Genomic DNA, 11,467 nt, shown 5'->3' with positions numbered 1-11,467 from the left:
ATAAGGACGCATGGCAGGGGACATTCTCGTTGTCGACGACGAGGCGGACATCCGGGACATCGTCGCCGGCATTCTCGACGACGAGGGCTATCGCACCCGAACGGCCCGCAATGCCGACGAGGCGCTGGCGGCCATCGAGGCGCGGCGCCCGAACCTCGTCTTCCTCGACATCTGGATGCAGGGGAGCCGGCTCGACGGCCTGCAGCTTCTCGACGTCGTCAAGGAGCGCCATCCCGACGTCCCGGTCGTCATGATTTCCGGCCACGGCAACATCGAGACCGCCGTCTCGGCCATCAAGCGCGGCGCCTACGACTATATCGAGAAGCCCTTCAAGGCCGACCGCCTAGTGCTGATCGCCGAACGGGCGATCGAAACCTCGCGGCTGCGCCGGGAGATCAAGGAGCTGCGGCAGATCTCGGGGCAGGCGGCCGGGCTGATCGGGCGTTCCTCGGCAATGAACCAGTTGCGCCAGACGATCGAGCGCGTGGCGCCGACCAACAGCCGCATCATGATCTTCGGCGCGTCGGGCGCCGGCAAGGAACTCACCGCCCGCACGATCCACGCGACCTCCACCCGTTCCGGTGGTCCCTTCGTGGTGATCAATGCCGCGGCCATCACGCCCGATCGCATGGAGATCGAGCTGTTCGGCGCCGAGACCGACGGCGCCCAGGGCCGCAAGGTCGGCGCGCTCGAAGAGGCGCATAGCGGCACGCTCTTCATCGAGGAGATCGCGGAAATGCCGCGCGAGACGCAGAACCGCATCCTGCGCGTTCTCGTCGAGCAGAGCTTCCAGCGGGTCGGCGGCACCGCGAAGGTCCAGGTGGACGTCAGGATCGTTTCGGCGACCGCCCGCGACATCCAGGCCGACATTGCCGAGGGGCGCTTCCGCGAGGATCTCTTCCATCGCCTCGCCGTGGTGCCCGTCCGGGTGCCGTCCCTTGCCGAACGGCGCGAGGACATTCCCGAGCTCGTCGATCATTTCGTCGAGCAGCTGGCCACCGTTTCCGGCCTGCCCCGCCGCCGGATCGGCGACGACGCCATGGCGGTGCTGCAGTCCCACGACTGGCCGGGCAACCTGCGCCAGCTGCGCAACAACATCGAGCGCGTGCTGATCCTCGCCGGCGGCGATCCCGACGCCGTGGTCACCGTCTCGATGCTGCCGCCGGATGTCGGCGCCGCAGCGCCGTCCATGCCGACGGGGCAGGGTGGCGAACATCTGATGGCCCTGCCGCTGCGCGAGGCGCGCGAAGCATTCGAGCGCGAATATCTCGCCGCCCAGATCAACCGGTTCGGCGGCAACATCTCGCGCACCGCCGAATTCATCGGCATGGAGCGCTCGGCCCTGCACCGCAAGCTCAAGGCGCTGTCGGTGGAGTGATCAGCGATTTCGGCAGGGCGGCCTTGCGTCGCTGCCGCCTCCGGCGCGTTTCGCGTGCCGGGCGAACCATGGCACATTGGCGCTGCAATGCGGCAGGATCCGCAGGCGCAGTTTTGTCCAACGTGCTTCGAGGAGCCGCCGCATGTCCCGCGTCGCCTATGTCAACGGAAGCTATGTGCCGCATGGCGAGGCCGCCGTTCATATCGAGGATCGCGGCTACCAATTCGCCGACGGTGTCTATGAGGTCTGCGAGGTGAGGGGCGGGCGGCTCGTCGACGAGACGCGCCACATGGAGCGGCTCGAGCGCTCGCTCGGCGAATTGCGCATTGCCATGCCGATGGACCGCCGCCCGCTCGGCATGGTCCTGAGGGAAACGGTGCGGCGCAACCGGGTGCGCGACGGCCTCGTCTACCTGCAGGTGACGCGCGGCGTCGCGCGGCGCGATCATGCCTTTCCCAAGCCAGGCACGCCGCCGGCCCTGGTCGTGACCGCGAAGAACATCGACCCGTCGAAGGGCGAGGCGAGCGCCGCCAAGGGCGTCAAGGTCATTTCCGTGGCCGATAACCGCTGGGAGCGCGTCGACATCAAGTCCGTCGGCCTGCTGCCCAACTGCATCGCCAAGCAGACGGCACGCGAGGCCGGCGCCTACGAGGCCTGGCTGGTGGACGAGGATGGGTTCGTTACCGAGGGATCCTCGACCAATGCCTGGATCATCACCAAGGACGGTGCTCTGGTGACGCGTTTCGCCGATACCGGCATTCTCAAGGGCATCACCCGCACGACGATCTTCGATCTCTGCGCGCGCGAGGGCCTGAGGATCGAAGAGCGCAAGTTCACGATCGAGGAGGCGCAGGGCGCCCGCGAGGCCTTCCTGTCCTCGGCGACGACGATCGTCATGCCGATCGTCGAGATCGACGGCCGGCCGGTCGGCAACGGTGCGCCGGGGTCGATCGCCACGGAACTGCGCTCGAAATTCCATGAGGTGGCGGAGATCGCCTGAGAGGCGAGGGTGCCGCGAGACACGCGGCTGTGACGACACTTTCGCTTGTGCGCTGCGGGAGGATCGGCCTTAAATGGCGACGACAAGAAAAAGCCCGACCGGCCCGGCCGGTCCATAAACCTTCGCGGCACCTGTGAGTCCGCGGCAACAACGGAAAAAGACAATGGCGGAACGAACTCAGAACCTCCAGGACACCTTTCTCAACCACGTGCGCAAGCACAAGATTCCCCTGACGATTTTTCTGGTCAACGGCGTCAAGCTGCAGGGTGTCGTGACCTGGTTCGACAATTTCTGCGTCCTGCTGCGCCGGGACGGCCACTCGCAATTGGTCTACAAGCACGCCATATCCACGATCATGCCCGGTGCGCCGGTCCAGCTGTTCGATCCGCAGGACGGAGACGGCGACAAGGGCTGAGCTCATTCGACGAGGCCCTGTTGGACATACGCCGCCCCGATATCATCAGCACCATTCAGCACGACGGCGATGAGCCGCGCGGCGAGCCGACGCGTGTCGTGGTCGTCGTGCCGGTGATGACCGGACCGCGGCGAGGCGAGGGGGCCGACGGCCCCGCCCGCACCGTCGAGGCACGCCGCGACGAGGCCGTCGGCCTCGCCGCCGCCATCGATCTCGAGGTGATGGACACGGTCACCGTCGGACTGAACACGCCGCGGCCGGCCACGCTCATCGGCAAGGGCAAGGTGGAGGAGATCGGCGGTCTCGTGACGGCGCATGATGCCGGTCTTGTCTTCGTCGACGCCGCGCTGTCGCCGGTGCAGCAGCGCAACCTCGAAAAGGCGTGGAAGGCCAAGGTCGTCGACCGCACCGGGCTGATCCTCGAAATCTTCGGCCGCCGCGCCCGCACCAAGGAAGGCGCGCTGCAGGTCGAACTCGCCCATCTCAGCTACCAGAAGAGCCGGCTCGTCCGCTCCTGGACCCATCTGGAGCGCCAGCGCGGCGGTTTCGGCTTCCTCGGCGGTCCCGGCGAGACGCAGATCGAGGCCGACCGCCGGATGATCCAGGATCGCATCATGCGGATCGAGCGCGAGCTGGAACAGGTGACGCGCACCCGGCGCCTGCACCGCGAGAGCCGGCGGCGCGTGCCCTATCCGATCATCGCGCTGGTCGGCTACACCAATGCCGGCAAGTCGACGCTGTTCAATGCGCTGACCACCGGCGGGGTGCTGGCGCAGGACCTGCTCTTCGCCACCCTCGACCCGACGCTGCGCCAGATGCGGCTGCCGCACGGCACCAAGGCCATCCTGTCGGACACGGTCGGATTCATCTCCGACCTGCCGACCATGCTCGTCGCCGCCTTCCGGGCGACGCTGGAAGAGGTGATCGAGGCCGACGTCATCCTGCATGTGCGCGACGTCAGCCACGGCGACACCGAGGCTCAGGCCGCCGATGTCGCGGCGATCCTCGACGATCTCGGCGTCGACCCGGTCAGCCGGACCCTCGTCGAGGTCTGGAACAAGGTCGACCTGCTCGACGCGCCGGCCCGTGAGGCGGCGCTGAACCGTGCGGCCCGCCACGACGAGGCGCATCGCCCGTACTTCGTCTCCGCCGTGACGGGAGAGGGGCTGCCCGGTCTGCTCGCGGCCGTGGAGGACAAGCTGCGCGCCGCCCATGAACGCCTGACCGTCACGGTCGATGCGGCCGACGGCGGCACGCTGCACTGGATCCACGAGAACGCCGAGGTCGAGGAGCGCAGGGCTCTCGACAGCGGCGACACGCAGGTCACGCTGCGCATCGCCCCGGCCAAACGCGACCAGCTGGAACGGCGACTGGCGCGAACTGCCTGAGGCGCCGTCAGGTGCCGGCGGCCCGCTCGCGCCGCTTGGCCTCGTCCCAGAGGGCGTCCATCTCGGCGAGCGAAGCCTCGGCCGGCCCGCGGCCCTCGGCGGCGAGAGCCGCCTCGATGGCGGCAAAGCGGCGCTCGAACTTGGCATTGGTGCCGCGCAGCGCCACTTCCGGATCGACGTCGAGGTGGCGGGCGAGATTGACGGCGGCGAACAGCAGGTCGCCGACCTCGTCGGTGACGGCCGCGTGCCCAGCGCCGTCGCGCCGCGCCGCGACGATCTCGCTGGCTTCCTCGACGATCTTGGCGAGCACGGCGTCGACATCGTTCCAGTCGAACCCGACCGTGCCGGCCTTGGCCTGGAGCTTCAGGGCGCGGGTCAGGGCGGGAAGGGCGGTCGGAACGCCTGCCAGCACCCCTGCCGCCGGCGCGGCCGGCAGGCCCAGCCGCAGCCGCTCTGCCGCCTTTGTCCGCTTCTCCTCGGCCTTGATGCTCTCCCACAGGCCCTTCACCGCCTGCGGGCTGACGTCGCGATCGCCGCCGAAGACATGCGGGTGACGGCGGATCAGTTTATCGGTGATGGCGCGGACGACGTCGGGAAAGGCGAAGAGCCCTTGCTCCTCGGCCATGCGGGCATGGAAGACGACCTGCAGCAGGAGATCGCCGAGTTCGTCCTTGAGATCGGCGAAGTCGCTGCGCTCGATCGCATCGGCCACCTCATAGGCCTCCTCGATCGTGTAGGGCGCGATCGTCGCGAAGGTCTGCGCGAGGTCCCAGGGACAGCCGCGGCCAGGCTCCCGCAGCCAGGCCATGATGGCCACGAGATCGGCGATGTCGTCGGAAGGGGTCGGCGTCTGGGGCACGGTTGTCATGGGCTCAGTCTGAGCGGGGACGGGCCATCGATAGCAAGCGCGCAGGAGGGGCCATCCACAAGTCTTGGCCAGGGGCGGTGTCCGGCGCCAGCTTGGGCCCACACTTGATTCGCATAAGACATATTATGGAATGTCGACATTCCTCAGAATGCGGTCTTACGCGGTCCCGGGTGTCGGCGGAACGCCGCCGCGATCCGATCAACCCGTCTGGATGACCATGCCGTCATGGGCCGGCACGATACCGGCCGGCAGCCGCGCCGCCAGCGTCGCATAATCGATGTCCGAATGCAGGTTGGTCAGGACGGCCCGTTCCGGCCTGTGCCGCGCGATGACCGCCAGGGCCTCGTCGACGGAAAAATGGGTCGGATGGCGCGTGTAGCGCAGCGCGTCGAGGATCACCGTTCCGGCAGCGTCGAAATAGCCGGCGCTCTCGTCGGGAAGTCGATTGATATCAGGGCAATAGACGCATTCGTTGACGCGAAAACCGAAAGCGCGGTAGCCGGCGCCGTGCTCCACCGGAAACGGCACGAAAGTCACGGTCCCGCCCGGTCCGGCGACGGCGATCGGCTGATGCGGCGCGAACGGTGCGAGATCGACGATGGGCGGATAGTCGCTGCCCGGTGGTGATGCGAAGCAATAGCCGAAGCGCTCGCGCAGCGATCCGGCCGTGGTTTCGTCGGCATGGGCGACGATGCGCCGCCGCATGGCGAGAACCAGCGGCCGGAGGTCGTCGATGCCGTGGGTATGGTCGGCATGGTCGTGGGTGTAGAGCACCGCGTCGAGCCGCGTGACGCCGGCCTGGACGAGCTGTTCGCGCAGGTCTGGTCCGGTGTCGATCAGGACGGTGGTGACGCCCTCGGGGCCGGTCTGCTCGACCAGCATGGCGCAGCGCCGCCGCCGGTTGCGCGGCTCGGACGGGTCGCAGGCGCCCCAGCCCTGGGCCACCCGCGGCACGCCGCCGGAGGAGCCGCAGCCGAGGATGGTCAGGGTCAGCGCCATGGCCGGCTCAAGCCGTGAGGCGCAGGCCGGAATCGGCCTTGGCGAAGAGGCGGTAGAAATTCTCGGTGGTCTGCCGCGCCATTGCCTCGGGCGTGACGCCGCGCGCCTCGGCGATCACCCGGCCGGTCTCGACGACATAGGACGGCTCATTGGTCTTGCCGCGGAACTTGCCCGGCGCGAGATAGGGCGCGTCGGTCTCCACCAGGATGCGATCCGCCGGCAGTTCGGCCGCCAGCTCCCGCAGATTGGCGGCGCTCCTGTAGGTGGCGATGCCCGAGAACGACACGTAGAGGCCGAGCTCGATGCCGGTCATGGCGAGGTCGCGGGAGCCGGTGAAACAGTGCAGGACAGCCTTGAAGGCCCCCTTCCCCATTTCCTCGGTCAGGATCGACGCCACCGCTGCGTCGGCCTCGCGGGCATGGATCACCAGCGGCAGGCCGGAGAGCCGCGCCGCGGCGATATGGGTGCGGAAACCCTGTTCCTGGGCGTCGCGCGGCGACTTGTCGTAGAACCAGTCGAGGCCGGCCTCGCCGATGGCGACGACCTTGGGATGGTCCGCCAGCGCCACGAGCTCCTCCGCCGTGACGTCGAGCTCCTCGTGGGCATTGTGCGGATGGGTGCCGACCGAGCACCAGATGCCCTCATGGGCCTCGGCGATGGCGCGGATGCCGTCGAAGCGGCGGACACGGGTGGAGATCGTCACCATGGACTGGAGGCCGGCCGCGACGGCACGGCCGATGAGCCCGTCACGGTCGGCGGCGAGATCGGGGAAATCGAGATGACAATGGCTGTCGACCCACATCAGGCCGCCGTCTCCGGCTCGACGTAACGCGGGAAGACCCCGGCCGGCGGCGGCAGCACCGTCCCCGGATTCAGCCGGGTGGCGAGCGCGGCGAAATCGCGTGCATTCTCCGGCACGGCGAGGAGATCAAGCAGCTTCGGCGCGCCGAGCGGAATAGCGGGCGCGGCGAGGATCGCCGCCTGGCGAATGACCTCGGCGGTGACATAGAGCACCGTCTCCATGCGCGGCGGATCGGTCTTGCGCAGCGCCCAGGGCGCCTGTGCGGCGAAGTAGCGGTTCGCCTCGCCGACCACGGCCCAGACCGCCTCGAGCCAGCGGTGAAGCTGCTGGCTGCCAACCGCCTCCCGCGAGATGGCGAGCATGCCTTCAGCGGCGGCGAGGATCGCCTCGTCCTCAGCGGTGAAGGCGCCGGGCGTCGGCAGCACCCCGTCGCAGTTCTTGGCGATCATCGAGAGGGAGCGCTGGGCAAGATTGCCGATATCGTTGGCGAGGTCGGCATTGGTCCGCGCCACGATCGCCTCGTGCGAATAGGATCCGTCATTGCCGAAGGCGACCTCGCGCAGCAGGAAATAGCGCATGGCGTCGACGCCATAGGCTTCCGCCATGGCGAAGGGATCGACGACGTTGCCGAGCGATTTCGACATCTTCTCGCCGCGGTTGAACAGGAAGCCGTGGCCATAGACCCGCTTCGGCAGGGCGATGCCGGCCGACATGAGGAAGGCCGGCCAGTAGACCGCGTGGAAACGGACGATATCCTTGCCGATGACGTGAAGATCGGCCGGCCAGAAGGCCCATTTCGGGTCGGTCTCGTCGGGAAAGCCTGCAGCCGTGATGTAGTTGGTCAGGGCGTCGACCCAGACATACATGACGTGGCCGTCGGCGCCGGGCACCGGCACGCCCCAGTCGAAGGTGGTGCGCGACACCGAGAGGTCGGTGAGGCCGCCCTTGACGAAGCTGATGACCTCGTTGAACCGCGTGTCGGGGCCGACGAAGTCCGGGTTCGCCTCGTAATGGGCGAGGAGGCGGTCCTGGTACTTCGACAGGCGGAAGAAAAAGGTCTCCTCCTTCGTCCATTCCACCGGCGTCCCCTGCCCGCCGATGCGCACGCCGTCCGGGCCGACCGAGGTCTCGTCCTCGCCGTAGAATGCCTCGTCGCGGACCGAATACCAGCCCTCGTAGCCGCCGAGATAGATGTCGCCGGCCGCCACCATGCGCTCCCAGATCGCCTGGCTCGCCTTGTAGTGGCGTGGCTCGGTGGTGCGGATGAAGTCGTCGTTGGAAATGGCGAGCGCTCCCGCCATGGCGCGGAAGCGGTCGGCGTTGCGGTCGGCGAGTTCGCGCACGGCCAGGCCCTCGCGCTCCGCCGTCTGCACCATCTTCAGACCGTGCTCGTCGGTGCCGGTCAGGAACAGGACCTCGCGCCCGTCCGCCCGCATGAAGCGGGCGATCGCATCGGTGGCGATCACCTCGTAGGCATGGCCGATATGGGGCGCGCCGTTGGGATAGGAAATGGCGGTCGTGACGTAGAAGCGGGGCTTCGACATGGGGCGTTTCGGACGGTTCGGGGTCAGGCGCGCCGCCGGCCGGCCTCGGCGAGCCAGCCGAAAACCTGGAAAACGAAGGGCTTGCGTTCGAGATTGAACGTGCGCACCTGCGCCGCGGTAGCCTCGACCTTCTCCCATACCTCGGCATGGGGTGCAAGGCGGCGTGCCCCCTCGCCAGCCTCCGCCAGGACCTGCCGGTGCAGGTGGGCGAAGACCATGCGCAGGAAGAGCTCGAACAGGCCGTCGTCGCGCCGGGCGAGCTTGTCGCCGAGCCCGTGGACGGCCAGCGGATCGGCCGACGGCAGGCTCGCGAGCAGCCTTTCGACCTCGCCGGCAAAGCCCTCCTGGCCGCCTTCGACGATCTCGAGCGCCCGGCGCAGGCTGCCGTCGGCGAGCGCCGCGATGCGCCCCGCCTCGTCCGCCGGCAGGCGGATGTCTTCGAAGGTCTGCAGGCCGGCGGCGATCTCGTCCTCGCCGAGGGGCAGCAGCGGCAGGGTCCGGCAGCGCGAGCGGATCGTCGGCAGGAGCCGCCCGGGCATATGGGCGACGATCAGGAAGAGCGAGCGCAGCGGCGGCTCTTCCAGCAGTTTCAGCAGCGCGTTGGCGCTGGAGCGGTTGAGGTCGTCGGCGGCGTCGACGATGCAGATGCGCCAGCCGCCCTCTCCCGCCGTCGAGCCGAAGAAGCGGACGATGTCGCGCATGGCATTGACGGAAATGTCCTGCGGGATCTTCTCCTTGCCGGCCTCGGCGATGCGCCGGAGGGCGAGCAGGTCGGGGTGGGAGCCTGCGACGATGCGCCTGGCGGCGGGATGGTCGGCGGGAACCGCGAGATCCCGCTGCTCCGCCGGCACCGCCGCCCCGACGGGATGGGCGAGGACGAAGCGGGCGAAACGATAGGCGAGCGTCGCCTTGCCGATGCCCTCGGGACCACCGATGAGCCAGGCGTGGTGCATGCGCGGGCCGCGATAGGCCGTCAGCAGTTCCCGCTCGGCGTCGCCATGGCCGATCAACACCTGCCGTTCGCGCGGATGCGGGGCGCCGTCGAGGCGATCGGCGGCGATTTCCGCGATCATGACGCCACCAGCCGGGCGCCGAGGCCGAAATGCGCGGTCACCGCCTCGCGGATGGCCTCGGCGACGACGTCGGCCTCGCCGCCGGCATCGATCAGCCGGCAGCGCTCGGGTTCGGCGCGGGCGATGGCCTTGAAGCCGGCGCGCAGCTTGTTGTGGAAGGCGATGCCCTCCTTCTCGAACCGGTCGGTCGTCTCGCCGCGGCTGGCGACGCGCGCCAGACCGACCTTGGCCGGCAGATCGAGGATCAGCGTCAGGTCCGGCCGGTTCTCGCCGACGGTGACGCGCTCGATCGCCATGATGACGTCGAGCGGCACCTTGCCGGCATGGCCCTGATAGACGCGGGTGGAATCGGCGAAACGGTCGCAGATCACCCAGGCGCCACGCGCCAGCGCCGGCAGGATGGTGACGGCGAGGTGGTCGCGGCGGGCCGCGGCGAAGAGCATGGTCTCGGCCTCGGGTCCGAAGGGCGCGGCGCCGCCGGAGAGCAGGACATGGCGGAGGATCTCGGCGCCGGGCGAGCCGCCGGGCTCACGGGTCATGACGACGTCGAGGCCGCGCTGTTCGAGGAAGGCGCCGAGGCGGCGCGCCTGCGTCGACTTGCCGGCTCCCTCCCCGCCCTCCAGCGTGATGAAGCGTCCGCGGGCCCTGGCTGGAGCGCTCAAGGCCGGGCCGCCCCGGGCCGGATCCAGCCGGTTGCGAGTTCCCAGGCGCCCTGCATGGCGCGCTGGGTCAGCGTGCCGGTCTCGACATCGGCGGCGGCGAAGACCGGAACCTCGAGGGCGATCTGCGAGCCGCGCATCACCCGGAGGTGGCCGACTTCCGCTCCCTGCCTGACGGGTGCGCGCAGTGGCCCGCGATAGACGATCTGCGCGGTCACCCGGTCCGATTGCCCGCGCGGCAGCAGCAGACGCACCAGCTTGCCGGCGGTGACGGGAACGCTGCCCTGGGCACCGCCGAAGACGGCGGCCTCGCCGATCGCCTCCTGCTCCTGGAACAGGTCGCGCAGCTCGAAGGAGCGGAAGCCCCAGTCGAGCAGCTTGCGCGCCTCGTTGGAGCGCTCCTGCAGCGAGCGGGCGCCCATCACCACGACGATCAGCCGCTGGCCGTTCTGCACCGCCGAGCCCACGAGGTTGAAGCCGGCCTCCTCGATATAGCCGGTCTTCAGGCCGTCTGCGCCGTTATAGGTGCCGAGCAGCGGGTTGCGGTTCTGCTGGCGGATGCCGCCCCAGGTGAACTCCCGCTCGCTGTAGAGCGCGTAGTGCTCGGGATAGGTGCGGATGATGTGGTCGGCGAGGCGCGCCACCTCGCGCGCCGTCGTGCGCTGTTCCGGATCCGGCAGGCCGGTGGTGTTGCGGAACACCGACTGGGTCAGGCCGATGGCCCGCGCCCGCGAGTTCATCACCGGAATGAAGTTCGCCTCGGTGCCTGACACGGCCTCGCCGAGGGCGATCGTCGCGTCGTTGCCGGACTGGATGATGGCGCCGCGCAGCAGGTCCTGCACCTTCACGCGGGAATTGACCGCCGCATACATGGACGAGGTCCGCGACGGGGCCCCTCCCCGCCGCCAGGCGTCCTGGCTGATGACGATCTCCTGGTCGGCCTGCAGCCGTCCCTGGCGCATCTCCTCGAAGATCACCGCGAGTGTCATCAGCTTGGCCAGGCTGGCGGGCGCCTGGAGCTCGTCGGCGGCCTTCTCGAACAGCACCGACTGCGTTCCGACATCGACGAGGATGGCGTTGCGCACCGTGGTCTGGAAATTGTCCTGGGCGCGCGCCGGCGGTGCCAGCACGAGGGCCAGCGCCACGAGGCCGGCGGCGGCACATTGCATCAACCCGAGTCGCGGCTTGGTCACGGTCGTCCTCCCGCCCCATGGATGGGGCGGGGCGCGGGTGAAATCAAGGCGGATCAGTACAGCGAGCCGAAGCCGAGGGCGGCGCGCACCGGGGCGCCGCCCGGCATGGCGGCGATGGCCGGAGCCTGGGCGCGCGGCGGCGCGAAGG

At 69.1% G+C, this 11,467-nt stretch carries 11 protein-coding genes; 4 read left to right on the top strand and 7 right to left on the bottom strand.

What is annotated here, in order from left to right; genetic code table 11:
- Positions 1-10 precede the first annotated feature (10 nt).
- From Q8O26_RS04180 to hflX, 4 genes are all read left to right on the top strand, one after another.
- Entirely contained in the window at positions 11-1,378 is a 1,368-nt protein-coding gene (locus Q8O26_RS04180) for a sigma-54 dependent transcriptional regulator (RefSeq protein ID WP_305573780.1), read from the top strand.
- A gap of 142 nt (positions 1,379-1,520) precedes the next feature.
- Positions 1,521-2,378 carry a D-amino-acid transaminase gene (locus Q8O26_RS04175; RefSeq protein ID WP_305573778.1) on the top strand — a complete coding sequence of 286 codons (858 nt, stop codon included), beginning with the start codon at positions 1,521-1,523 and terminating at the stop codon, positions 2,376-2,378.
- Between the two features lie 163 nt (positions 2,379-2,541).
- On the top strand, positions 2,542-2,793 hold the full coding sequence (gene hfq, locus Q8O26_RS04170) for an RNA chaperone Hfq (RefSeq protein WP_305573776.1): 252 nt from the start codon (positions 2,542-2,544) through the stop codon (positions 2,791-2,793).
- A gap of 26 nt (positions 2,794-2,819) precedes the next feature.
- Positions 2,820-4,181: a GTPase HflX gene (gene hflX / locus Q8O26_RS04165; protein WP_305573951.1), complete on the top strand. Its 1,362-nt coding sequence runs from the start codon at positions 2,820-2,822 to the stop codon at positions 4,179-4,181.
- A 7-nt stretch (positions 4,182-4,188) separates the two neighbouring features.
- On the opposite strand, the gene mazG is transcribed toward hflX, so the two are convergent.
- The 7 genes from mazG to Q8O26_RS04130 all read right to left on the bottom strand — a co-directional run bounded on the left by mazG (position 4,189) and on the right by Q8O26_RS04130 (position 11,319).
- Complete coding sequence (gene mazG / locus Q8O26_RS04160; protein ID WP_305573773.1) at positions 4,189-5,049, bottom strand: nucleoside triphosphate pyrophosphohydrolase; 861 nt, start codon at positions 5,047-5,049, stop codon at positions 4,189-4,191.
- Between the two features lie 198 nt (positions 5,050-5,247).
- Positions 5,248-6,048: an MBL fold metallo-hydrolase gene (locus Q8O26_RS04155; RefSeq protein ID WP_305573771.1), complete on the bottom strand. Its 801-nt coding sequence runs from the start codon at positions 6,046-6,048 to the stop codon at positions 5,248-5,250.
- A 7-nt stretch (positions 6,049-6,055) separates the two neighbouring features.
- Entirely contained in the window at positions 6,056-6,850 is a 795-nt protein-coding gene (locus tag Q8O26_RS04150) for a TatD family hydrolase (RefSeq protein WP_305573769.1), read from the bottom strand.
- Entirely contained in the window at positions 6,850-8,394 is a 1,545-nt protein-coding gene (gene metG, locus Q8O26_RS04145; protein WP_305573767.1) for a methionine--tRNA ligase, read from the bottom strand. The genes Q8O26_RS04150 and metG overlap by 1 nt, the downstream gene beginning before the upstream one ends.
- A 23-nt stretch (positions 8,395-8,417) precedes the next feature.
- Positions 8,418-9,467: a DNA polymerase III subunit delta' gene (locus Q8O26_RS04140; RefSeq protein ID WP_305573766.1), complete on the bottom strand. Its 1,050-nt coding sequence runs from the start codon at positions 9,465-9,467 to the stop codon at positions 8,418-8,420.
- Complete coding sequence (tmk, locus tag Q8O26_RS04135; protein WP_305573765.1) at positions 9,464-10,129, bottom strand: dTMP kinase; 666 nt, start codon at positions 10,127-10,129, stop codon at positions 9,464-9,466. Before tmk ends, Q8O26_RS04140 begins: the two co-directional genes overlap by 4 nt.
- Entirely contained in the window at positions 10,126-11,319 is a 1,194-nt protein-coding gene (locus tag Q8O26_RS04130; RefSeq protein WP_305573763.1) for a D-alanyl-D-alanine carboxypeptidase family protein, read from the bottom strand. Before Q8O26_RS04130 ends, tmk begins: the two co-directional genes overlap by 4 nt.
- Positions 11,320-11,467 lie beyond the last annotated feature (148 nt).

The organism is Phreatobacter sp. (assembly GCF_030691135.1).
Classification (GTDB): Bacteria; Pseudomonadota; Alphaproteobacteria; order Rhizobiales; family Phreatobacteraceae; genus Phreatobacter.
The sequence above is the reverse complement of the archived record's forward strand: the minus strand, read 5'-3'. Positions and strand labels throughout refer to the sequence as shown.

Coding starts and splice junctions, on each gene's coding strand:
- metG (WP_305573767.1), bottom strand. CDS start 8,394: ATGTCGAAGCCCCGCTTCTACGTCACGACCGCCATTTCCTATCCCAAC.
- Q8O26_RS04175 (WP_305573778.1), top strand. CDS start 1,521: ATGTCCCGCGTCGCCTATGTCAACGGAAGCTATGTGCCGCATGGCGAG.
- mazG (WP_305573773.1), bottom strand. CDS start 5,049: ATGACAACCGTGCCCCAGACGCCGACCCCTTCCGACGACATCGCCGAT.
- hfq (WP_305573776.1), top strand. CDS start 2,542: ATGGCGGAACGAACTCAGAACCTCCAGGACACCTTTCTCAACCACGTG.
- Q8O26_RS04155 (WP_305573771.1), bottom strand. CDS start 6,048: ATGGCGCTGACCCTGACCATCCTCGGCTGCGGCTCCTCCGGCGGCGTG.
- Q8O26_RS04150 (WP_305573769.1), bottom strand. CDS start 6,850: ATGTGGGTCGACAGCCATTGTCATCTCGATTTCCCCGATCTCGCCGCC.
- Q8O26_RS04180 (WP_305573780.1), top strand. CDS start 11: ATGGCAGGGGACATTCTCGTTGTCGACGACGAGGCGGACATCCGGGAC.
- Q8O26_RS04140 (WP_305573766.1), bottom strand. CDS start 9,467: ATGATCGCGGAAATCGCCGCCGATCGCCTCGACGGCGCCCCGCATCCG.